Genomic DNA, 22,767 nt, shown 5'->3' with positions numbered 1-22,767 from the left:
TATTGGCGAAAACACGGCGAGGACAGGGTTTTGCCCCCTCGTTCGCCCCCAGACAGCGGCAGCTTCCACAAATCAATATGCCCCCTGGACCACCTGCCAGGCTCATCGCACAAAAATCGGACCAATAATGGAAATCTAGCTGGTGCGACCGAGCCGTCTGGCGCGCCGATAGCCATCCCAGCCTTCCCGCCTACCCGCTGAATGGACGATAATTCTTCCACGCGGCGACGCAGGAATCAGCCTTAGGTCCATCTGCCCCCATACTTCCGGAGGGAACATAATAGGACGAAAATCGTATCTCTTATTAAACGAAAAATACCGCATGTGCATTACGGTTTTCCTGACGGAGCCGCCTTATGACCCCTCAACCGACCGTCGCAGACCTCTGCAGTGCCTGCCGGGAGATCTGTCCGCCCGACCTTGCAGAAAGCTGGGACAACACCGGCCTGCTGCTGGGCGACCCCGCGCGAGCCGTCGGTCGGCTCATGACGTGCCTCACGCTTTCGCCAAGAACGGTGGCTGAAGCAATCGAGAAAGGGGCTGACCTGGTGATTAGTCACCACCCGGTGCCTTTCACACCTTTGAAGGCTATCACCACAGAAACATTGTCAGGCTGGATACTGTGGCAACTGGCCGCTCAAAAGATTGCGGTATTTTCACCTCATACCTCGTTCGATTCTGCCGCACAGGGCATAAATCAACTTTTGGCGGAGCGGTTGAAGCTCACAGACATTCGGCCTCTTCGACCGTTGCCCGCGGAGCCTTCCCTGGGGACAGGGCGTCTAGGAATTCTTCCCGAACCGCGACCATTTTTGGAATTTGCCCAGTATGTGAAGACCGTCTTCGGTTTGAAGCACATTTCCGTAGCGGGCACGCCACGCCTTCCCGTAGAACGGGTGGCCATCGGTTGCGGAGCGGCTGGTGAACTCCTCAGGGATGCGCACCAGGCCGGCTGTCAGGCCTTTGTACTGGGTGAAACCCGTTTTCATACTTGTGTGGAGGCCGAATTCCTTCAAATTGGGTTGTGCATGATCGGTCATTATCAAAGTGAAAGGCTGGGCGTGGAACACCTGGCCCATCTCCTCCAAGAGCGCTTTCCGCAAGTCGAGATATGGGCATCACAGGCTGAATGTGACCCGATCCGGTGGATTTGAAAATCTTTCAGCCTGAGAGGTTGCGCACAGGATCCGGGCCAAGTGCAGGAGAAGCCAACAAACGAAGGAGGCCAGTCCATGGAAAGTTTTCCCCGCAATTCCCGCGTCGCAGTGGTGACTGGGGCCGGTAAAAAACGCGTGGGCCAGGTGGTAGCCCGGGCGCTGGCCGAGCGCGGTTATGCGCTGGCGCTCCACTACCGGGAGTCCCGCCGGGACGCGGAGGCATTCCGCGACGAATGCGCAGCCGCGGGGATCACCACGGAATTATTCCAGGCGGACCTCGCGGATACTTCTTCCGTGGACAGGATGTTTGATCAAATACTGGACCGCTTTGGACGAATCGATGTCCTCGTGACGGCGGCCGCCATTTGGATTCCCACTCCTCTTGAATCCCTCAAAGCCGACGACGTGATACGACACTTCCAGGTCAACGCGATGGGGACGTTCTGGTGCTGTTACCGGGCCGGACTGGCCATGATCAACCAGCGAGAGGGAGGCGTGATTATCACAATCGGTGACTGGGCCGTTAAGCGCCCTTACCTCAATTATGCCGCTTATTTCCTATCCAAAGGCTGCATTCCCACCCTGACCAGAACCCTCGCCGTGGAGCTGGCTCACCGAAATCCTGCCGTTCGCGTCAATTGCATCCTGCCAGGTCCGGTGATGATGCCGGAAAATCTCGCTGAGCACGAACGGATTGAGGCGATTAAGAGCACGCTTTTGAAACGTGAGGGTCGCCCAGAACACGTGGCCGCAGCAGTATTGTTCCTCATCGATAACGATTACGTCACAGGCATTTCACTTCCTGTTGAGGGCGGGCGCCTCCTGAGTTGAGCCAAAAGGAGCCTGCTTCTGAGTCTTGAGGAGAGAACACGCCAGATACACAACCCGCTGCTCCTGGAGAATTATTTCTCCCGACCGCCCTGCTGCTGTGTGAGAATCTGCCGCCTGATGTCAGCAAGACTTCTTTTTTCCAGGGGTCTGGCCGCAGACGACTCTCGCCGATTCTCTCGCTCTGCCTGTCGCTTTTGGTCCGATGATCCCGGGTTGACTTTACCATTGCCGGTCGAAGATAGGGTGGGCTTACCAAAGAGTTGCGACATCCCGGTAAACCAACCCCCTAAGCCACTTTGCGGAGCTGACCTGGACTCGGCTTTCTCTTCCGAATTGGCCATCGCAGCCGGTTCCGACTGTTTGACTTGCCCCGTCGGTTGAGCAGCAACCGGTTTGTCGGGGATTTGTGAACCAGCCGCCGACTGTTCTGGTTTCGATGGACCAGAGCCATCGGCCAAACGCGCCGACTGAATGACCGGTGCGGTGCCCGGTATCACCAATTCCGGTCCCATGGGGGCGGATTGATTTGACGGGTCTGGCTTCGCAGTCTGCGGGGCGTCTGACTTTCCGGCACCAGGTGCAGCTTGGAAAGTCGGCGGAAAACGTTCTTCCGGCATTCCCAGGCCCTCTGCACGAGGTGCAGGGGAACTCCCTGCGATTCGCTGCCGCAATTGCTGAACAATGTCTTCCAGCCGCTTTCGCAACTCCGCCCCACGCTCTCCCACCGGCGCAGACGACCTCTGAGAATCGTTCCGCATTGTTTCCCGCGAACGATCTCTCCACTCGCGAAGTGCCTCACGCCGAGCCCACAGACGCTCGCGAAGACTCTCCGGCCCGGCACGTCTCGCGCCTGGAAACGACCCAGCTTCGGCCAGATCCGATGGCTCGGGTGCCTCAGCTCCGACAGCCGAAAATGTGGCTGGGCCATTGCCAGAAACGAGTTGAACCACCGGCGGCGTGGTCCCTCGCTCCCCTGCCCTATTCGGCGTCAGGTCGTTCCAAAATATGCTGCACAGTACGCAAAGACCAACGGCCGCCCAATACGGATCCCGTCGCATTCTCTATTCTCCAGGCAGAAGATCACATGTTCGTCCGCTGCGTTTTCTCTGACTTACCGCATTTTATCCTGCTCGGCAGTTTCGGCCAGCGCGGACGTGCGTGCTTGTCGATCGGCGACCAACGCGCGGAAACACTACTTAATGACCCGCTTGAGTTCCCGTTCCAGCTCGGCCGCGGTGACATTCCGATTGACGACCCGTCCCTGATCATCCAAGAGGATCATGAGCGGCAATGTGACGACTCCAAGCTCGACAGCCGGACGGCTTTCCAATCCCCCCGGTTCGTAAATCTGCGGCCAACTCAATCGGGCTTCCGCCAGGTAGGCCTGCATGTCTTCCAGTCGGGTATCCACGTTGACCCCCACAATTGCCAATTTGCCACCGTAGCGTGTGATCAGGTCCTTCAGAATGGCCATGTCGGTCTTGCACGGCTCACACCAGCTTGCCCAGTAGTGGAGCAACACCACCTTTCCACGATACGCAGCCAGATCGACAGTACCACCTTGCGGGTCTTTCCCTCGGAATTCGAGGACCTGACCTTCCGAGCTCAGGCGCCGCAGCGCCCCCTGAGCCTTTGGTGCCTCCGGCGCGTTGGGAAACCGCTTCACAACTTCTTGATACAGCGATTTCGCCCCTTCCACGTCATCCAGATACTCTCTTCCGATGGCCAACTGCATCAGAGCACTCGCTGCGTCAGGCGCATCAGGATATTGTTTCAAGAATTCTTGAAGGTTCTCCGCCCATTTCTTCTGCAGAGCGTCGTAGCTCGCCCCGGGGGCCTGAAGAGCCAGCGAGTACTCGGCTGTCAATTGGCGGAACCGCACGTAAGCGGCAAGCTCCCGCCTGGCGAGATCCTTACTGAGCCGGGCATAAAGAGCGGCCAGGCGCTCCGCCCCCTGTGGATACGTCCCCGCTTGGACAGACGCCGACACAAAGTCAGCCAACTGACGAATCCACATCGCCTTGTCCTCGGGACGCTCGCTCTGTGCTTCCAACGCCTCCAGAATATCAGCACGCTTGGCGTTGAGGGCCGCCTGCTGTTCCAGGGTTTGTGCTTCTTTTGCGGCGGCCTCCAGTTTTTCCAGCTCATCGAGCAGTTTCTGCATCTCTTCAGTAACCCCAGCGGTCGCCTCGGACTGGGAAGGCACCACGGCAGGCGGACGGAAAAAGAGATTGGCGGCAGAAGCCAGCACCGCCTGATCCTCAATGAGCTGCGGAGCGGTGACCAGTTTCCAGGTGGACCCTACCTGAATCACCGTCCCTAACAGAAATTGCACCGTGCCCTTGTCCGTCTCGGCAAAAGCGAGGGCATTTTCATAAACGACCAGATCGGTCTTCGGTCCATCGGCACTGGCCGGTACGACACCCGGCCGATGTCCGCTGAATTGAACCCACTTAACGGCCCCCAGCGAAGACGCCTTCGTGGCCGCTGCCGCGAACTGAGCCCCCGCCTGGGCAAGCAGCTTCTTGATCTCGGATTCGGTTTCCGCACTCAGACCGAGTCCAGCAAGTTCGCTCGAGGTCAGCAACAGAGATTGAAACCTTCCCGGGTTGTTGGTGACCAGAGACCGAACAGCTTCCTCCGCAAGCTCTTCCGGGGATAACTGTTGCCAACGATCGATGACCCCGTCCTGGTTGCTATCAATCGCCCAACGGGTTCCCGCCGTGGTCAGCCACCGATGCTGATCGACTTTGCCATCCCCGTTGGAGTCGATATCCCGATACACCTCCAGCCCGTTGTGGAAATAGCACCAGGTATCCACCCGATTATCACCATTTGTGTCCAGGAACCGCCGGAGAACATAGCCACGACCGTCTTTGACAACCCAGCCCACATCTTTCCCAATCTTCTCCGCAGCGACGGTACATTGCGCCATTTCCTCTTTCGTGGGGGTATCGATCTCCACTCCTGGCTGTATCGGTTTAAGTTGCAGTGTCTGTTCCACGGTGGGAGGGGCCGACTCGAGCCGGGCAGACCCGGACAAAACTCCCATCAAAGCGAGAGTGAGACTCGAAAGCATCAACGGACGCTGCCGCAGAGTCATTGTGTACCTCCTTGCGGATCGGTATCTCTCACCCAAGCCGTATGTTTACGGGAACCTCTGGCTTGTAGATCGGTCGTGTTCTAGGGAACCGCTCAACCCCGCGTTTGATCCAAGTTTCCCAAGCATCTCGGCCATGCCGGGGGGCCGGACTGGCAAGGCCTATCCCGGACTTTACACACTCCCGGCCAAGGCTACAATAGGAAAATGAAATGCACGCGACCGACGTGTTTGAGGCTCGCGAAACGCGAAGGAGAGGATGTGGATCACGCATCCGGGATCAGAGGCCGCCGGACGCCTCTGATGATAAGCGGTGAAAGACTCAACCGAGCAGCGAAGACGGAGAAAACTTTTTCCGAAGGGTTGCCAACCCCAATTTGATAGGCTGGGATAATGTTGACGAACCTGTCCGGAAAACTCAGAATTGGCGTGATTGCCCGGGGGTAGCTTGGTTTTTGGAGTAGGTGCTTCGTTAGTTAATTATTGTGAAGAAAAACGCGCGCATAGCTCAGTTGGTTAGAGCGCGTCCCTGATAAGGACGAGGTCCCTGGTTCGAGTCCAGGTGCGCGCACTGCGGCGCTGTGTGTGGCGTGCCGCTTCGAAATCTCTTGTGGTGTTCAATTGACTAACTAAAAAAATCAGCCGAGCGTCAAAAAGCTGACAGGGGCTTACACGTGGTCCTTGTTGGCTCATTTCATGTTGGGGTAGCGTGGGGATGTAGCTCAGTTGGGAGAGCGCCTGCTTTGCAAGCAGGAGGTCGTCGGTTCGAGTCCGATCATCTCCATTAAGTTAGTTTGCAGCAATAAATTACGACGCGCACCGAGTTGCATAACGTGGCGATTGAACAGGTTTTGTGATTCGCTTTTCACTATCTTGTCAACCAGTGCGGGAATGTTCTGCACTGCTTTTTCTGCCACCCGCGCACCGGATTCCGTGCGACTGTTCGTTTGAACACTTCCGGTGTTCATTTGCCCACTTTCATGGGGCGGCATCCAGTTGAGAGCCTGGGCATATGCTGCATCCGCGGGGTCCAAATAACGCCGTAACGCGATGGAGGGGGAGTTTCCCAGCCACTTGGTGATTACGGCCAGCGGGAAGGCCTGGGCCAGGTCGCTTTCGCAGCTTGCCCGCAGGTTGTGCCACAACCTGGGCCAGGACTCCAGCACCACCTTGGCAAGTTTCTTCTGGAGGGCCAGACCGATGGTATTCAGCGAAGTGGCAGTGGCTGTCTGTACCGTAAGCCGCTGATGCAGGCCGCCACAACGCCCCCACGTGGACGCGGATACTCTCCGCCGTCTTTTTGGCCACACGGCCAAGGCAGAGCGTTTTTCGATTGTCATCCGGCGCCACAAATTGGATACGCCAGCCCTTGCCGTCTTTTGCTACACTTGCCATAGGATGCTCCCTTTCTACGCCACAGTGCGACAGCCGTCACTTCACTTGCCAAGGTATCTCCAAGCAGCCGGCATCCGTCTGACTGATCCTTAGTTTTCGTTTGGAGCTGTGAGGGCGAAAAGGCCCAACGTGTCGTAGGGAACAATTCATGAATTGCCCGGGCCAATGTGTTTTCGCAATGTGTGTAACGCTGCTAGGGGCGATTCATGAATTGTCCCTACCGAATGCGACGTTCAATTGATGAGCATGAATTGAACCTACCCGTGAACCCTTGCCGTGCACGATGAAATGGAACAGACCATCCATCTCGAAAAAAGGGACCTGACAAGCAGGTCCGTCCGAAAAAGGATCGGAGGGGCACGCCTGTCGTGCCCGGTGAGATGAAATGGATAATCGAACCTGCAAGAGCGGACCCGACGAGCGGGTCCCTCCATTGTGTGGATTACAGGATCGGGTGCCGCCCGGCCGGTCACCCTGGTTCCATCCAGGCCGAGGGCACGGTGGTGAAGGCTAAAGCCTTCACCGAAAAGCGGCGATGAATCGCCGCACTCCATGGAGTGCGAGGTTTCAGCCCCGCTTTCAGCGCGGGACTTCAGTCCCCGCTGAAAGGCAATTCATCATCGAACGTTGATAAACGGACCCGACAAGCGGGTCCTTCCGAAAAATGATTCGGAGGGGCACGCTTGTCGTGCCCGGTGTCGCTTGGCCACGTGGCGTCACTAGTCTTCCGTCACAGGAAAATTCTGGGAGTCTGTTGGGTGGGTGGGATGGGATAGGATCGGTGGTCGTTTCCGTTCCGTTTCGCCAAGGAGGGTTGCCGTGCGAAAGAAGTATATTGTCCGGCTGACCGAGGAGGAACGTCAGAAATGTCAGGAAGTCATTCGCAAGCTGCAGGCAACGAGCCGTAAGGTCCGTCGCGCTCAGATTCTGCTGAAGGCGGACGCGAACGGTCCGGCTTGGACAGACTAACGCATTGCCGAAGCGTTCGGCTGCCGGCCGCAGACGGTGGAAAAGGTTCGTCAGTTTTTAGGACCAAGAGCGACTAAGCGTGGGAGGCGTCGGCGCTTTTGGCCGGGCGTTACGCGGACTGTGAGCGGATCACGCTGATCTGTGACAACCTGAACACGCACACGAATGGGGTGTTTTACGAGGTGTTCCCAGCGGAGCGGGCTCGTCAGTACGTTCGCCGCCTTGAGTTTGTTTACACGCCGAAACACGGCAGTTGGCTGAACGTGGCGGAAGTGGAGCTGAGCGTTCTTACCCGCCAGGGGTTTACCGAGCCCGGCCGATTCACAGGAGGCCGTGCAAGCGCGCTGCATTGCCTGGGCCAGTCGGCGGAACGCCAGCCAAACCGGGATTGCCTGGCAATTCACCACCGCGGATGCTCGCATCAAACTGGAGTATCTCTACCCGAAAACTGAGACGTGACGGGATATAAGGGTCCACTTTCATAACCTTCATTTTTACCCGAGGATGCGACCGAGTCGGTACTCTCCCGCGGGCTGTTGCATCGTGATTGCCTGCCAAGTGTGCCGGATTGTGTGCCACCAGAGTGGCCGGACCTGTCGGAAGTATTATCTGTAGCGTCACTTACGGAATTTGATTCGAGTCCGATCATCCGTTTGTGGTTTATTCGTTTCGGAAAAAGAGACAGATCGCTTCCGATAGGCTCTTTGGGTTGTCCGCGCTGTCTTTTTTTTGTGAGAATAATGCTTTTGATCAGGTCCGTGTCACCGAAGGCCGCTGTGGCACAAGAACAATGGGCCTTGGCAAGGACGTCTGGTCACTCTGTGGGACGAAGGGTGGCTCAAGGGATGACGTGTCGAGTTGTACACCCCTACGAATGATGCCAATCGTATGATTCCTTTTAATCAGGAAGGGCTCATGATGGCGAACGCGCGGTGGATGATTCTTCTTGTGTGCCTGATTGTGGCACCATCATCTCGGGCAGAAGACGGAACAATGCCCCCTGGAGGGGTTCTCCTCACACCAGCACCAAAACAGATTCGATGGACCGACGATAAGCTGCAAATAGGACCTTTTCCCACGATTCGGGTCACTTCGGCTGAGTTAGCCCAGGTTGGTCGAGTCCTGTGCGAGGAAATGAGGCGACTTTATGGTCTGCGGCCTAACATTGTTGTCGTGACAGCCCAATCCGCTGAGGCCAAGGTTACGCCGAAGAATGGCGAGACGGAATGTGAGGAACTTGAAGTTCCATCCAAGCACGACGAGCTTGAAGATGGTGTGATCGAGTTGGTAATGAGTGATTCGGCAGAGGGGACACAGCAGGTTAGGGAGCTTTCGCCGTGGGTGAAATGGCCACCCCCGCGCAATCCTGAGGAAGGATACATTCTCACGGTCTCTCGGGAGAAAGCCACAGTGTTGGCAGCCACACCGCAGGGTTGTTGGTATGGGTGCTTAACCCTTCTGCAATTGATGCAGGCGGTGTCCAAGGAGAAAGAGTCAACTGCTGGGGAACACATCGAGACCTCGACGAATTCGGAGGCGAATTGCCAGGGAAACAATGAGGGACTGGGGGGCAAGATGGGGTCTTCAGCGGGAATGTGGCTTCCCGGAGTATGCATCTGTGATTGGCCACAGCTCCGTTTTCGTGGGGTTCACCTGTGTATTTTTCCCAACACGGAGCTTGCTGCCATTCGCCAGGCAATCTTGTGGGCAGCCCGATTCAAATGCAATACGGTCGTGATAGAACCCTGGGCGTCACTGAAGTCGAGTCGCCACCCCGAAATAGCCTATACGCATGCCTATTCCCCGGAACAGATACGGCCACTGATTCGCTTGGGGCAAGCCCTCCATTTGGACATGGTTCCGATGCTCAATTCCTGGGGTCATGCCAGTGGGATGCGGAGCCGGTCCGGCGAACACGTGGTGTTGGATCGTTTTCCACAATATCGCTCTTTGTTTGAAGCTGACGGCTGGTCATTTCGGCTGGCCAATCCTGAGGTCTACTCCCATTTGTTCGATCGTTACGAAGAACTGCTGGAACTTTTTGGGGACGTGCGGTATTTTCATATTGGAATGGATGAAGCCTGGGGGCATCTGGGTGCTGTAAAGCTGGATTTACCGCCGGAGAAACAACCTCACGAGTTGGCCGCCGAGCATCTGTTGAAGCTTCACCAATACTTCGCGGATCGGAAGATCCAGGTCCTTATGTGGCATGATATGCTCGTCCGTAGGGGAGATCCCGAGGTAGGAGGTGCTGGTCCGGCAGGAAGCATTCCTCCATACAACACGCACCTTGCGCTGGAGAAGCTACCTCGCGACGTCATTATCGCCGCCTGGAACTATGATGTCGTTGGTGACTGGCCAATCCCACGGTATTTCCAAAAGAAGGGATTTCGTGTCGTTGTGTGTCCCTGGAAGAGTCGCAGAAACACCATCAGTCTGGTCAATCAGGCGAAAGAGCTGGATTTGCTGGGTGTATTGGCGACCACATGGGATTCGCTGGACGTGAGCTTGCCATCCGTGGCCCAGGCAGCAGTCCTGGCCTGGGAGGAGCCTGATAGTGACTTGCTCCGGATCCCGTTTGATCACTGGCTTGCCGAGTTACGAAGACTTCCAATTTGCAATCTGCCGTCCCTTGAGACGACATTGGAGCCGATCCAACGTTAAATGGTCTCGCGAGGAAATCGGATTATCCCTCATCCCAGGATTATGGGAGCCAGTCGTGAGTTGTCCCCCACCCGCGGGAAACGCGTTCGCATTGGTCCTGGAACCTGTGGCAAATGGCGGTGCCATTGTGGTATCGAGTCATCCAACACGTGCGATGGCCCATGTCCACCCGCTCGATGGGCATCCTGACGACGCCTCTTAAGCCGCTGGTTCACAAGAAGTAAAATGTGGGGCAAAGTTCACAACAAGAGGCGTTTGCTTTTCTTGTAGGATGATGCGATATTCTGTCGGTCCTGTCGTGTTTTTTGCCGTTGTGGAGGCATTGCACTTGGTCAATGGAACGTAGGGCGAGCGGGTTATGAATAGCCAGAAAAGTCTTTGGATCATTGTCATCGCAACATTCGTTCTTGGGATATCCTCGGCAACGGGCCTCGCTCAAGCCCTGCCCCTCGCCTGGGAGGTCAGTTGCTTTGAGGCCGACATCACGATTCCTGTCGGTCATGCTTGCATGGGTGGCGGGGTTTCAGATGCGAAGGAAATCCTCGATCCTTTGTACGCCAAAGGTTTTGTTTTGCGGCCAGTTGGGGTGATTGTTCCGGGAACCGATCGATTGGAGCCGATTCCTGCGGGGAAAAGAGAGACCTTTCCCATTGTGGTGGTTGCTCTGGATTGGTGCCAGTGCAATAACGAGGCGGATATTCGCTTTCGAGAAGCCCTGGCCTCGGCCGCCGGGACAACCCGTCAACGCGTACTGCTGGCCTGTGTGCATCAACACGATGCGCCGATTTTTGATCTCCGCGCACAGGAGTTACTGGACCAGTATGGACTAAAGGGATGGCATTGCGACCCAAAGTTTTTTGAAGAGGCAGTCAACCGGGTGACGGCGGCTTTGAAAGAGTCACTCAAGAAAGCGCGACGAGTGACACATCTGGGGATCGGTCAAGCCCAGGTCGAGAGGATCGCTTCTAATCGAAAAATCGTGATGCCCGATGGCCGAATTCACTGGGGCCGAAGTAGCGCAAGCGGCGCGACTTATGGAGACTATCCGGAAGGAGAGATCGACCCCTGGTTAAAGACACTGAGTCTCTGGGATGGCGACGAGCCGATTGTGGCGTGGAGTTGTTACGCCGTCCATCCGATGAGTTATTACGGCAAGGGGCAGGTATCGGCAGACTTTCCGGGGATCGCGCGGGCACGGCGGCAAAAAGACGATCCGCGGGTAATGCAGATCTATTTCACGGGGTGTGCGGGGGACGTCACGGCAGGGAAGTACAACACAGGTGACCCCGCCAATCGGCCCATACTCGCAGACCGATTATATCAGGCAATGGTGCGGGCATGGAACGATACCCAACGTTACCCGCTGGAGTCTGTGGTTTGTCGATACGCCCCGCTTTTTCTGCCCCCACGAGACGAAGGAGATTTTGCCCTCGATCGTATGCGAGCCATCCTGGCAGACAGTAAAGAAACCCGGTGGCGACGGATTTCGGCCGCTCTGGGGCTAAGCTGGCGGGAGCGCGTGGCGGCTGGTCGACCGATCGAGGTACCATGTCTCGATTTCAACAACGGACAGGCGTTTTTCGGAGTTCTGCCCGCGGAGAGCTTTGTCGGCTATCAATTGATGGCACAAGCGTTGCGGCCGGGGTCCTTTGTTGTCATGGCGGGCTTTGGAGATGGGGCGCCGGGCTACATCCCCACGGACGAGTGCTGGAAGGAAGGCTATCGCGATGATTACTGCTGGGTCGCTCCGATGACTGACGAACTATTCCGCGATGTGTTGTCGCAGGTCTTAGCTGTCGGCGACGATTCTGCAATGGCCGGGCAAAGCCAGCGCGAATCTGAAAAAACGGATAGTCCTCACAAACGACTGAAAATTAGGCAGGAGGTTATCCATCAGGAGTTGACGCCCGATTATCTCTGGTTTCATCCCCGGCCGGTGGCCATTCCCGGGCTGGGCCACGATGGCAAACCAAAGGTTGTTCTCACCCTGCAAAAGCACCTCCGGGTCTCCGATTACTATTCAGGCCTGTACTATATGGTCTCGGAAGATCTTGGGGAAACATGGCGCGGTCCGACACAGATACCGGAGCTGGATTGGATCCCTCAACCGGACGGGAGCATGCTAGCCGTGGCTGATGTGACACCCGGCTATCATCCTCAGACAGGTAAAGTGTTGGCCATTGGTTGTTATGTTTATTACAGCAAGGCAGGAGAGCAACTTCACGATCGTCCTAAGTTCTCGCAAACGGCGTATGCTGTCTACGACCCGGTGAAAGACACCTGGTCGGGATGGCAGTTTCTCGAACTGCCGGAGGATGGAAAATTCAACTTGGCGCGAAACGCTTGTTCGCAGTGGCTGGTGGAAGACAACGGTCGGCTCTTGTTGCCCATTTATTTTGCCCCAAGTGTTGATGTCCCGTTTGCGGTCACAGTGTTGCGATGCCAATTTGATGGGCAGAAGCTTTCTTACATCGAGCATGGCGACGAGCTACATCTCAATGAAGAACGAGGCCTGGCGGAGCCGTCCCTCGTCAAGTGCGAAGGTGAGTATTACCTGACGCTCCGGAGTGATTCCCGTGGTTATGTGACCCGCAGTAAAGATGGACTGCATTGGGAGCCCATTCGTCCCTGGATGTTTGATGACGGAACCGAGCTTGGCAGCTACAACACCCAACAGCACTGGCTGACGCACGGCGACAGGCTCTATCTCGTCTACACCCGTCGTGGAGCGATGAACGATCATATTCCGCGACACCGTGCGCCACTGTTCATTGCGGAGGTGAATCGGGTGGCACTGTGCGTCATGAGGCAAACGGAACAGGTTGTCCTTCCAGAGCGTGGGGCCATGCTTGGAAACTTCGGTGCGGCGAGTATCAACGCGGAAGAATCATGGGTTACCGTTGGAGAATACCCCTGGCCCTTGCCTGCCGAGACAAAACCGCACCCCAAGGGTGCAGACGGCAGTATTCTTTTGGGACGTATCCGCTGGTAGCTCATGCGGTCTCATAATTGCAGCGCCTGGGTGGAGAACTACCCATGCCCTGTATTAGCCACGAATAGAAACGCCCTTTCACCCTCACGAATATTTCAACTCTCGATACCGTTCCGTTAACTTGATCAGATTCGTCATTAGTTAGAAGTTTTTTCGCGCGACACCTCCCAAGGCCGAATGCAAACATTCGCCACTCCAACGCATGGAGCACCCTGTCAAAACAGCTTCGCCCTTACATTGACAGACGACGGGTTCCGGATAGCTCCGGACACCCCCATCAACAAAGATCTTCAGTGGTTGCTTGGCCGTGACAATCGGCTTATCCAAGATGACCGCCGCGATTTCCTCGGCTACCGTTGCTCCGGGGTATGCTCCTGCAACCAGCGGGGAATCGCGCTGGTCAACGCGGCATCTGCGGGCAGCGGCCACATCATTTCTCAAGCATCAGATCAATGCCGGGCGGACACGTGCAGCAGAGCCATCAATCAGAAGTCGCGCGTTGGATTGCCTCTCGTTCCGTCCGGCAAATTGGACAGCGAACCTCTTCCACGTGGTAGCGGACGTCGCGCAAATTGGCGTCATCCGGATTGGCAAAGTAGGCCGCCAGCCGTTCCGGGCCGGGACACATCGCGCCCAGCTCTGCAACAACCCACCGTACCACGTCGCCCAGGGTCTTTAATTCTGGCGTTTTACTTTCGCTTCTTTGCATGGCCGACTTTTCACCCAAAACCTACTGCCCTGCATACAAGGTGAGAAAAACGGAGCGTTCAACATCTCGTTCCGCGACTCGCTGCCGTACCCATTCCCGGGCCTGGTGAAGCCACTGATGAACACTCGCCGGTGGCACTCCCATGGCCGCGGCAATCTGGGCAGGACTTTGACCATGCAAGGACCGTTCGTACGCCTCCTTGATCGCCAAGCGCTGGGGTCTCTCTTCACACCAGCGACAGAACTCCACCAGCACATCACTGAGGAGAAGCCCCTGCCGGCGACGCCGTTCCTGTTCCACGGCATGGGTGGCTGGTGACGGTCCGTTGTCCTCCAGTTCCACTCTCTCACGGCTCTTGGAAGCATCCCCCCTCGTGTTCGTCAGACTGAGAAAAACCTGCCGTTCCATGGACCGCAGTCGATCAATGGCTCGACTGCGGACAAGCATTCTCAACCAAGTCTCGCAGTTTCTCGGCGCCTGAAAATCCGACGACACGACCTTTGTCTGGAGCTCCAGCCAAATCTCCTGAAGCAGGTCATCCACGTCGTGCGCCAGGCGGGGAAAGGCTGTCCTGGCGAATCGCTCCAGCCCTGGTCGACAGCGCATGAATACGTTGAGGACTTCAGCCCCGTCAGTCACCCATCACCTCCCCAAAGAACAGCTCTTGCTCGTCGTCGCAATTAACATTGGCGAAAGACCAACGTCACATGCTCAGTTTGTCGCGGTTCGGCTATCATCCGTCCCAATCGCTCCGCCTCATCCCACTGGGCCTCGATAATCAATCGGCTGGGCAAATAAACGTACCGATCGCTGGAGGTCCACGTCACCCCTGGGATCTCGGCCCAGGCCGAGCCACCCTCGACATCCCAGTGTAAGCCTTCCTTTTCCCATCGCAAGATGAGTCCCCGACAGGGAAGGTCCTCACGCACAATATGGGCCGGTGCAGAGGGGCGAACCGAAAGTTCGTCCACTAAAAAAACGGCTCGCTTCAGGGTTTCACCGGTGCTCGGAACCACTACGCTCCCTGTGGAATCGGGCAGTGCTTCCCACAGGGCAGTCAGCGAACCGCTGACGGGCAACCGAAACCGCCAGCGACACTTGTCTTCTCCCAGTTGCACCACGTTGCCATCCGCCAGCCGGCACACGTCGCTCACTTGGTGACCATCAACTTTGACAAGACAAGGTTCCCCGTATTTATCACGACATGCCACGAGTTGCCAGCCCTGCCGGTCCCGCAGCAGCACCGCATGACGCCGATGAATGCGTCCCAAAATGGGCAAATGAACTTCCTCCCGAGCCGAACCGAGGACGACTTCCTCGCCCAGCAGAATTATGCCCACTCCTTCCATCAGCAACTTCTCCGAGCGACCCCGTACTGGCCTGCCCCGGTCCCCTGCCGAGCGACTCCCTCGAGCGGCCAAACGGGCGAGTTCCCCGGCAAGTCGCTTGACCTGGGGTGCCTCAGGCGCGATCTGACGAAGCGTGTTCCAGTGATGCCGGGCCAACCCTTCGTCCCCCCGCTCGATGGCCTCCTCGCAAGCCCGGACCGCCGTCCCGAACCGCCGTTCGCTAAGCCGGATTTCCTCAATCGCTGCCGTTACTTCTCGCCCACCCTGCGTCTCCCATCTGGCGAGTAGCTCCAATGCCAAGGTGAACTCTCCACTGGACGCGAGCCGTCTGGCCTCACTCACCTGCTCGCGGATTTTCACTTGTTCCTCAAGCTGCCGTTCCTCCTGGCGTTTTTTTTCGGCCAATGCCCGGAGAGCGCGGTTCTGCAATGCCAAGGCTTCGCCCTCCAAGGTGATGCACTGGCTGGCGATTTCAAGCGTTTTCGCGACAAGCTCCCACTGGTCTGCCTCAGCCTCTCGAGTAGCCCGAGCCACAAGATTTCTTCCCACTTCCACCAACAACCGCCGAACCGCGCGATGCTCCCGGTTTTTTGATGTCAGCAGCACACGCGCGGCCTCTTCCAGTTGGCCCTGCCGCAGGCAGTCGCGGGCAGCCTTGCATTCCAGTGGATCGAGCCAGCCCATCGCCATTCACCCCATCAACCAAAAAGCCAAAGAGCGCTAATCCAGATCGCCGAGACCACACAAGCCAGGACCAGTAAGACCACCGTGACAACCAATCCGCGATAATAGCCCCGCGTCATCCGGTCCAGCCCCACCATGGCAACCACCGCGAGAACCGCGCTGGCAATCGTTGCAACTGACGCCGCCACGCGCTTTTGCCAGTACCACGCTCGATAAGCCTTCAATCGGACCGACCATTCGCTGAGCACGGAATAGGGGATCGTCACTGTGATTTCCTGCTCCGCAATCCAGCCATAGTCCCTGACGTCGGAAGTCTTCTTGACCTTTTGAGTCACGCCCGGCTGAGATGTGAGCCAGGCCCACTCCGTCACGACTGCAGAGGAGGACAGATCGGCCCCCGCAAGCTCCCGCGCCATTTGACGGACGATTTCGATGCGCTTCTCGGTTGCTACCCGCTCTGCTTCACTTTCGGCGTCTGCCTGCGTCACCCCCGGACACCGTCCGGTGACGATCACCAGCCGTCGCCCCTCCACCTGGGAAGACTCTTCCTCCTGCGCAGAACGCGATACACTTTGCTCGTCCTTGTCCGGTACTTCGACCGAAATCTCACCACCGATCAAAACTCCGGCCAAAACAATCGGCCAACACAAACAGAGGACGAACAAAACAACCTTGCCGCTGGCCATGGCGTTTCTCCCAAAGTTGTTTTATTCCGGAAAATCGGGCGACAGGGACCGCCCCTGTCGATCCCTGCCGCCCTCTGGAGCGTCGCACGTGAGGTTTCACGTGCCCTGGTTGACATCCGCGGGCTTGTCGGCTTGATCTCCAAACATCGCGTCGAACCGCTCGGTGACCGGCCGGTCATCCACTTCCACAGGGATCTCACCCTGCGGATTCTGTTCGTGCTCAAGCATCCGCTGGGCCACCCGAATCCGCGTCTCGATCTCCTTCGCGAGTTCCTTCGCCCGTCCCAGCCGGGATTGATCGATGGCCACAGTTCCCACGGCCTGGGTCGCCTCCAGCGCCTTCAACTGGCCTGCCAGCGATTCGGCTTTGAGCTTGAGCTGGTCGTATTGCTGACGATAGGCGTCCACCTTTTTCTTGGCATTCTCCAGGTGACGCTGTCGCTCCGCCAGAAGTTGTTTTTTCGCCTCCAAATCAGCCTGGCGTATCTGATAGTTGTCCATACGCCGGGCAAGGTCTGCCTCCACCTCGCTCCGTTTATACACCTGTCCGGCGAACTGGTATTCGGATTTTCCCTGGCCCAGCGCCTCTCGCAACTTTTTCATCTCGGCAAAGGCCTGAGCCTGTTCCTGTTCCATCCGTGCAATGTCTTGCTCAAGATTTTCAGTCTCCACTTCCAGTTGGGCCACCACCTGCATGTTTCGCCGGATCTCGGGTTCGAGGTCCTTCAATTCGCCGTTCAGGCGTTCGAGGTCAAACGCAATAGGAGTGGCGTCCCGGATGCTTTGCCCCACTTTCCGCCACCCAGTCTTGATATAACTCCACGTTGTGGCAACGCCCAAACTTCCCACCACCAGAATTCCCACTCCCGCAACAATCCACCACGGTGTTTTGAGCTGCAACATGGCTCACACTCCTCTTCTTCTTACAAAACAATTCGACATCGCCAGAACCCTCTTCGCCATCCTTGCTGACCCTTCGTTCGTCCTCCGCCTATCCTAATTGACGAATGACCGACCCAAATCTTGGAAAGAATTTTCTGAATATTTCCAAATACCCTTCTTGACACGTTATTGCAAGTTGATTTCACCATGGCGAAAACGGACAAACTATTCCTCGATGTTTGACTGCATCCCTGCTTTTCGCGAGGGCCCATGAGAAGCGAATACCTGCCGAGGTACTGGGGCACTGGAACACTTAGGCCACACGAGTGGCGCTCAAAGATTATTTGCACCCCACTAAAGGTTTATGAAACCCCCACCGAGGCAATCGACTGCTAGTCACCCACGGAAGATCCTCCCGCGCCATCAAGCAAATAATGTCGAAGAATTCAGCAATTAATGGCGTAAAAATCGGCCTGGCAATTTTGACAAGACCCGAAAGACAGACAAGGCAGAGAGAAGTGCGTCAGAACTGCTTCCCGCAAGCGAAATTGGGCAGTCCTATTCCAGTGCTAACTTCTGTTCGCGGAACAATCCAGTGGAGGCGGCGGAATTCGAAACACTTGTCATAAGTTATTTCTAGGAAATAACTTGCGACTGCACCATATCCTCTGGGTGTGCACAGGGGTGTGCACTTGGCCAAAGTACTGTGTCGGCGAGCGGACGCCGACGGGCCACGTGCACGTTTGTTTGGCTGATGCAAAGGAGGCCCAGTTATGCGTTTTAAGCTAGATCGCTTCGGCTGCCTGTGGGGCAGCGACGGTGAGCACCCGCAAGGCGAGTGGCTCCAGAAGGTTTGCCCGTTCTCCAGTGACGAGATTAGTTGCGGGAGCTGGTGTGCCCTGTTTGAACGCCGCGGACGGACAGTCAGGCTCCACTGTGCACGGGTTCAATACTCCCTCGATTACGTTGAGACCGCGGAACAGGAAGCCGCTCCCGCCACGAGCCTGGACAAGCGGCAGAGCCGAACAGCACCGGCTGCGGCTAAGGTGTGATGATGGAAGGCCCGGGGATGAGCATGAAAAGGTTGCGGATGCGTGCGAGCTTCAGGAAGTGGGAGGGTAAACATGGAAAGCGGACTCCAGCAAAGCACACCGAGAGACTCCGGAAGTGATCCGGCCTTTCTCTCCTTAGCCTATCTGGTAATCGACGGCCATGTTGTTGTACTCGGGGCGGTTCGCCAGCCCGATGGCTGGCACGTCATGGCGACGACGCCCTACGGGATGAAGGATACCGCGGTTGAGCCGCAACCCAACCTGATGGGCTGTTATCACGCGATCCGGCGATATTGGGCTGGAGCCAAGTTATTGGTGCGTGACGTACTCCCCCCGTGGCCCGCGGCATCGCGGGGGTGATGGGTGAGTGGTGTTCCAGTTAGAGGAGGCTTGCTCATGTATTTCGACGTGCACAGTTATGCGGCTCTTGATGCGAGCCAGAGCGTCGCCAGTTGGAACTCTAAGGATGGGACGGAGCGGCTTCACAAGAGCAGGAAGGGCAATTACTGGCTGGAGATTCTCTCTCCCGGCCGCCCCGCGTGCGGCAAGCTCATTGACGCCGAACAGGCAGCGGGTTGGCTTCTTGCGGAAGGCTATGAGCTAGAGGAGCTGCCCGCTGATGTGAAGAAGATCGCGATGGAACTGATCGCGTGACGGATCACGGCGGCCGGTGTGCGGGGACGGATCCCCGCCTCCGGACGTTAGCAGCCAAGTGGGGCGGAAATGTGCACGCTGCTAAGCTGCGATGCTCTACCAAGTCCTGTTTTTCGGGTGCTGCGTCCGATGAGCATATTTTGCAACGCGAGTTGGCGAAAAAAACATCGCGACATTTGGCCTATAAGGGCCGATTGGCTGCCTGCAAGGCTTCCGAGTCATGAAGCCAAGAGGGGCCAAAATAGGGCCAAAATTCGCGTTCTCCAGATTAGAGCACAGATAGAACCCACCACCCGGTGGGGATGTATTGCACCGGGGGAAAAAATCTTGCCTCTACCGCTTGTATTGGTTGCATGGCGTGGTACAATTAGAAGCGAGATGATTAGGGGCATTCGAACTGTAAGGCGACTGACACAATGGGGCGGTCTAAAACCACGCTCTTCCGCAAGCATCCGCTCATGTTCTGTTCTAGTCCGCCCGGCTTGGAAACGCACCGCAGAAAAAATGGAGGTGCTCATGAGTGCTGAAGTGTGCGATGAGAAGAATTCCAACTCATCAGTGGCTGATGCCAAGAGCCGACTCCGGCAGTTACGCCACCTTTGGGGTGATGCTCTTGAGGAAATCAGACAGTCAGGTTTGTTACTCACCGTGCAGCGAAACTCGGGGCCTGTTAAGCGGTTGCATCCACTAATTTCTGCGTTAGCGACATTGAATAAGGCCATCATCCAATTGGAGAAGATTGTGGCCGCACAGGATGCGGAAGAAGAGCTTGAAAAGGCAGCGGCCACACTACCAGTAGATCCCGAGTTGGTTTTGTTCCAGAAGCGAGTGGAGTCAGAATCCGTTAAACGAGCGCGAGCGAGACGGCTCAATAAATAGAAAGGAGGGCGCAAATGACAAACATTCGCGGTCAGATTAAGCAATCGATTGAGAAACGCGGACTGAAGCTCAGTCAACTCGCTGAGGACTGTGGTATCCATGTATCCCATTTATCTCGCTTCCTCAATGGCGAAGCGGAATTGTCGCCGGAGAAATTGAGAAGGGTAGCCGCACGCCTCGGTATCGCTCTCACTATTGCCGACGGCAACCCATTTGCTCTGCGGCGGGTCCAAATTCCACTCCTTAATAAGCTCCAGCCCGATTTTGAAGGCGGCCGAGTAAGTGCGGTGTACGAAGCGTTTTATGACGGCGTGAGATTATCTATTCCTTTTCGCTTTGGCCGTGAGGTTCAACTCGAGCCGGGCATGGGCATGCAGGCTATCCTGACTGGGCCTGCTGACCTGTGCCGGATTACGGCCACGGATCCGACAAGTGGGCCGCTTCACACGGTTACGCTGCAGGAACAACAGGCAGGCGTGACTCACTGGGCACTAGCACGCCTAGAGATCAGCCCACGCCGCATCATGGCTGGGCCGCTCCTCGTATCGCACGCGTTCTGGCCGCCGGAGTCAGAGGCTTCCCAAAGCTTTGTGGCGGCACTGTTGGGCAGTGCTTTAGCCCGAGCTTATGACTTACTCTTTGATTCCGAGCTTCAGTCACTACCGCAAGCCCAGATCGCAGAGTTCACCTATGCGGCCGTGGCAAACGCACTGGCACAGGAATCGAGAGCCGGGGTATTTACGACGTTGACGGACGGCCAGCCGCGGGCGTTATTCGTGGTAAGTCCGAGTCGTTATCACACTCTACGTGAGTCAGTTTCCGCGGGCAGTGCCGCGGCCATTGAGCTGGCTAATGGCCGGTTTATGGGCTTGCGAATTTTACTCGCCGAGCTGCCGTCGCTGGCGGATGACGGCGACTTTGTGGCGGCGGTAGTGGCCCGCGATCGGCTCCTTTATACGCTCTCCGATCCGGAAGTGTTACTTGGTGAAGAAGCCGCAGCCGCGTCGGGCGAGTTCGCGAATCTGCGGGTCACCTGCCGCGGTGATGTGAAGATCGCGGTGACAAATGAGGAGCGATTGAGTTTCACGCTGAGAATTGCCAGTTCCTGAGTGGTATTCTGCCCCCTTTGGTGGCCGCTAGCCTCGGCTGGCGGCCTAGAAAACAAATTGTCGCCGGATACTAACTATATGCGTGCGTCAATGGGTTAAGCGTGGAGGCATTGATGGTAATCAGGATTCCTCTGGGTGGGTGGGGTTGGCACATGCTGAACGCTCCTGAGAGTTACGATTATCTTCTTTGCCTTGCTCTGGCGGGGGATCCGGAATACTGGACGGACTACCTTAATCTGCTTCGCGTCGCTAGTAAGTCACTGACATCGATTATTGAGATTCTAGAGAGACAGCGGCAACCGACGGAGGCAGATAAACTGCAATTGGCAACGCTCGAGGTTAGCACGCGACGGAATTACGATAAAATCACCAACGCATTTCGTGCCATTACGTGGGCCTTGCCACATTTATCTGAAGACACGAAGCGGGCAGCGATGGCGTTTATTGGTTCGGAGCCAGCCCGGCTTTCTCCGGAGGACATTGCGGCGTTGTATCGCCGCGTCTATGACGAGGTACTTGCAAAGGTCGCGGGGCTTCAGAACACGCAACCGAGCGGGACACCGGCGGCAAATGATGACTCGCTCATGCGGCTTGTCCAGTTCTTCGCCCCCGGGTCGGATATCATCCAGCCGGTGCTCAAAATTCTCGAAGGACCTGGCACCGTCGACGAAAAATTGCACGCGTTGTGTGATCTAAATGATATCTTCGCCGAGCGGCTCAGCAACGCCAATCTCCGCGAGCTTGCGAGGCTTCTCCGTTGTTCGCATGAGGCTATCCGTCGGAGCAACTGGTACCGGACGTATGCGATCCCGCGACGAGAAGCCCGGAAGGACAAATACCGCGATCAGGCTTCGCGGTATGACATGCCTCGAACAGAGAGGTGACACGAAATGGCGTAATATTGACAACTCCAAAACAACGACGTCGCCTTAAATGGAGATATGATGACATGTTGCGTCATGTGACGTGTGGACAAGTTGACACAGAAGGTTGACAAGGCGGAATTAAGTAGAGGACTTAAAGCTGGGTTCTTTGGTTGAGGAGGTGTGAGATGGACGTGGAGCCATTAATTCTGTCCGAAAGAGAGGCGGCACACGCCCTCCGAATCTCAATCCGCCATCTGCAAAGGCTGAGAAAGAATGGAAAGATTCCCTTTGTGCGACTCGGAGATCGCAGAATTGGTTACTCCATCCACGCCATTGAGCGGTGGGTGGCTGAACAGACAACCGGGAACAAAAAGAGAGAGGTGCCGGACTGCCCGGCACCCCCCGAGCTGGCTCACAGTTAAACCAAGTTAACCATGAGCCGCTGCCGCGAAAATGCACCCACAAAGAGTTTACTCCGCGGCGGCGGCAAAAGCAATCGGAGCCCGCGCGATTATGGCCGCCGCCCAACCCAGTCAAAATCCGGGGAGGATCAACCTTCTCATCATCGCTTGGCCACCAGCCCGCCCTGGCGGCCCATGGACTTTGCAGGTCCGTGGGCCACGAGATCGTGTTGTTGTTCGGATAATCAACCCGCCAATCGCTGAGCTTGACGATCCGAGGGCCGAACTACTTGGGGAGGAATTTGTTGAAGGTCAGCTCCCCCCGTCGCTCCGCGACTTTATGTTGCCACAAGCTGTGATCGCCGAGGAAACACTCATGCCTCTCCGG

General features: G+C 56.7%; 21 protein-coding genes and 2 tRNA genes. 15 read left to right on the top strand and 8 right to left on the bottom strand.

The features are described 5' to 3' along the window. Nucleotides 1–356 precede the first annotated feature (356 nt). Both THTE_RS06835 and THTE_RS06830 read left to right on the top strand, forming a co-directional pair. On the top strand, nucleotides 357–1,154 hold the full coding sequence (locus THTE_RS06835; protein WP_095414727.1) for a Nif3-like dinuclear metal center hexameric protein: 798 nt from the start codon (nucleotides 357–359) through the stop codon (nucleotides 1,152–1,154). Nucleotides 1,155–1,232: 78 nt separating this feature from the next. Beyond that, nucleotides 1,233–1,988 carry an SDR family NAD(P)-dependent oxidoreductase gene (locus THTE_RS06830; RefSeq protein ID WP_095414726.1) on the top strand — a complete coding sequence of 252 codons (756 nt, stop codon included), beginning with the start codon at nucleotides 1,233–1,235 and terminating at the stop codon, nucleotides 1,986–1,988. Nucleotides 1,989–2,059: 71 nt separating this feature from the next. Here the strand turns inward: THTE_RS06830 and THTE_RS06825 are convergent, their stop codons facing one another. Together THTE_RS06825 and THTE_RS06820 are read right to left on the bottom strand one after the other, a co-directional pair. After that, nucleotides 2,060–3,046 carry a hypothetical protein gene (locus tag THTE_RS06825; protein ID WP_095414725.1) on the bottom strand — a complete coding sequence of 329 codons (987 nt, stop codon included), beginning with the start codon at nucleotides 3,044–3,046 and terminating at the stop codon, nucleotides 2,060–2,062. 134 nt (nucleotides 3,047–3,180) lie between these two features. After that, entirely contained in the window at nucleotides 3,181–5,091 is a 1,911-nt protein-coding gene (locus THTE_RS06820) for a redoxin domain-containing protein (RefSeq protein ID WP_095414724.1), read from the bottom strand. A gap of 494 nt (nucleotides 5,092–5,585) precedes the next feature. On the opposite strand from THTE_RS06820, the gene THTE_RS06815 reads away from it, so the two are divergent. Both THTE_RS06815 and THTE_RS06810 read left to right on the top strand, forming a co-directional pair. Then, nucleotides 5,586–5,659, top strand: a tRNA-Ile gene (locus tag THTE_RS06815). A gap of 140 nt (nucleotides 5,660–5,799) precedes the next feature. Continuing rightward, nucleotides 5,800–5,872 (top strand) — tRNA-Ala (locus THTE_RS06810). Between the two features lie 194 nt (nucleotides 5,873–6,066). Here the strand turns inward: THTE_RS06810 and THTE_RS06805 are convergent. Beyond that, on the bottom strand, nucleotides 6,067–6,483 hold the full coding sequence (locus THTE_RS06805; protein WP_095414723.1) for a hypothetical protein: 417 nt from the start codon (nucleotides 6,481–6,483) through the stop codon (nucleotides 6,067–6,069). 819 nt (nucleotides 6,484–7,302) lie between these two features. Between THTE_RS06805 and THTE_RS18195 the strand changes: the two genes are divergently transcribed. The 4 genes from THTE_RS18195 (at nucleotide 7,303) to THTE_RS06790 (ending at nucleotide 13,108) form a co-directional block, all read left to right on the top strand. Further along, nucleotides 7,303–7,452: a hypothetical protein gene (locus THTE_RS18195; protein ID WP_168175804.1), complete on the top strand. Its 150-nt coding sequence runs from the start codon at nucleotides 7,303–7,305 to the stop codon at nucleotides 7,450–7,452. 98 nt (nucleotides 7,453–7,550) lie between these two features. Next, complete coding sequence (locus THTE_RS06800; protein WP_095414722.1) at nucleotides 7,551–7,904, top strand: transposase; 354 nt, start codon at nucleotides 7,551–7,553, stop codon at nucleotides 7,902–7,904. Between the two features lie 463 nt (nucleotides 7,905–8,367). Beyond that, nucleotides 8,368–10,116, top strand: coding sequence for a glycoside hydrolase family 20 zincin-like fold domain-containing protein (locus tag THTE_RS06795; protein WP_168175803.1), 1,749 nt, complete (start codon nucleotides 8,368–8,370; stop codon nucleotides 10,114–10,116). 358 nt (nucleotides 10,117–10,474) lie between these two features. After that, entirely contained in the window at nucleotides 10,475–13,108 is a 2,634-nt protein-coding gene (locus THTE_RS06790) for a glycoside hydrolase family protein (RefSeq protein ID WP_095414720.1), read from the top strand. A 481-nt stretch (nucleotides 13,109–13,589) separates the two neighbouring features. Here the strand turns inward: THTE_RS06790 and THTE_RS06780 are convergent, their stop codons facing one another. The 5 genes from THTE_RS06780 to THTE_RS06760 all read right to left on the bottom strand — a co-directional run bounded on the left by THTE_RS06780 (nucleotide 13,590) and on the right by THTE_RS06760 (nucleotide 17,439). Then, on the bottom strand, nucleotides 13,590–13,817 hold the full coding sequence (locus tag THTE_RS06780) for a hypothetical protein (RefSeq protein WP_095414718.1): 228 nt from the start codon (nucleotides 13,815–13,817) through the stop codon (nucleotides 13,590–13,592). 21 nt (nucleotides 13,818–13,838) lie between these two features. Then, nucleotides 13,839–14,456, bottom strand: a complete 618-nt coding sequence (locus THTE_RS06775) for a sigma-70 family RNA polymerase sigma factor (RefSeq protein ID WP_095414717.1) — start codon at nucleotides 14,454–14,456, stop codon at nucleotides 13,839–13,841. 41 nt (nucleotides 14,457–14,497) lie between these two features. Continuing rightward, nucleotides 14,498–15,850, bottom strand: coding sequence for an FHA domain-containing protein (locus tag THTE_RS06770; protein ID WP_095414716.1), 1,353 nt, complete (start codon nucleotides 15,848–15,850; stop codon nucleotides 14,498–14,500). 14 nt (nucleotides 15,851–15,864) lie between these two features. Continuing rightward, entirely contained in the window at nucleotides 15,865–16,536 is a 672-nt protein-coding gene (locus tag THTE_RS06765) for a hypothetical protein (protein WP_095414715.1), read from the bottom strand. 96 nt (nucleotides 16,537–16,632) lie between these two features. Beyond that, on the bottom strand, nucleotides 16,633–17,439 hold the full coding sequence (locus THTE_RS06760) for a hypothetical protein (RefSeq protein WP_095414714.1): 807 nt from the start codon (nucleotides 17,437–17,439) through the stop codon (nucleotides 16,633–16,635). A gap of 752 nt (nucleotides 17,440–18,191) precedes the next feature. On the opposite strand from THTE_RS06760, the gene THTE_RS06755 reads away from it, so the two are divergent. The 7 genes from THTE_RS06755 to THTE_RS06725 all read left to right on the top strand — a co-directional run bounded on the left by THTE_RS06755 (nucleotide 18,192) and on the right by THTE_RS06725 (nucleotide 22,400). Continuing rightward, nucleotides 18,192–18,470 (top strand): hypothetical protein, encoded by a 279-nt coding sequence (locus THTE_RS06755; RefSeq protein WP_095414713.1) that lies wholly within the window; start codon nucleotides 18,192–18,194, stop codon nucleotides 18,468–18,470. A gap of 72 nt (nucleotides 18,471–18,542) precedes the next feature. After that, a complete protein-coding gene (locus THTE_RS06750; protein ID WP_095414712.1) occupies nucleotides 18,543–18,830 on the top strand; it encodes a hypothetical protein in 288 nt (95 codons plus the stop codon). A gap of 36 nt (nucleotides 18,831–18,866) precedes the next feature. After that, the gene (locus tag THTE_RS06745) at nucleotides 18,867–19,124 is read left to right on the top strand and encodes a hypothetical protein (RefSeq protein ID WP_095414711.1); all 258 of its coding nucleotides are present in this window, start codon (nucleotides 18,867–18,869) and stop codon (nucleotides 19,122–19,124) included. 516 nt (nucleotides 19,125–19,640) lie between these two features. After that, nucleotides 19,641–20,003 (top strand): hypothetical protein, encoded by a 363-nt coding sequence (locus tag THTE_RS06740; RefSeq protein WP_095414710.1) that lies wholly within the window; start codon nucleotides 19,641–19,643, stop codon nucleotides 20,001–20,003. 14 nt (nucleotides 20,004–20,017) lie between these two features. Beyond that, nucleotides 20,018–21,112: a helix-turn-helix domain-containing protein gene (locus THTE_RS06735; protein WP_095414709.1), complete on the top strand. Its 1,095-nt coding sequence runs from the start codon at nucleotides 20,018–20,020 to the stop codon at nucleotides 21,110–21,112. Nucleotides 21,113–21,264: 152 nt separating this feature from the next. After that, on the top strand, nucleotides 21,265–21,996 hold the full coding sequence (locus THTE_RS06730; RefSeq protein WP_157731863.1) for a hypothetical protein: 732 nt from the start codon (nucleotides 21,265–21,267) through the stop codon (nucleotides 21,994–21,996). 167 nt (nucleotides 21,997–22,163) lie between these two features. Next, nucleotides 22,164–22,400 carry a helix-turn-helix transcriptional regulator gene (locus THTE_RS06725; protein WP_095414707.1) on the top strand — a complete coding sequence of 79 codons (237 nt, stop codon included), beginning with the start codon at nucleotides 22,164–22,166 and terminating at the stop codon, nucleotides 22,398–22,400. Nucleotides 22,401–22,767: the final 367 nt, after the last annotated feature.

The sequence above is a fragment of the Thermogutta terrifontis genome (assembly GCF_002277955.1).
In the GTDB taxonomy this organism is placed as follows: domain Bacteria; phylum Planctomycetota; class Planctomycetia; order Pirellulales; family Thermoguttaceae; genus Thermogutta; species Thermogutta terrifontis.
Note: the sequence above shows the minus strand (reverse complement) of the source record. Positions and strands in the feature narration are given on the sequence as shown.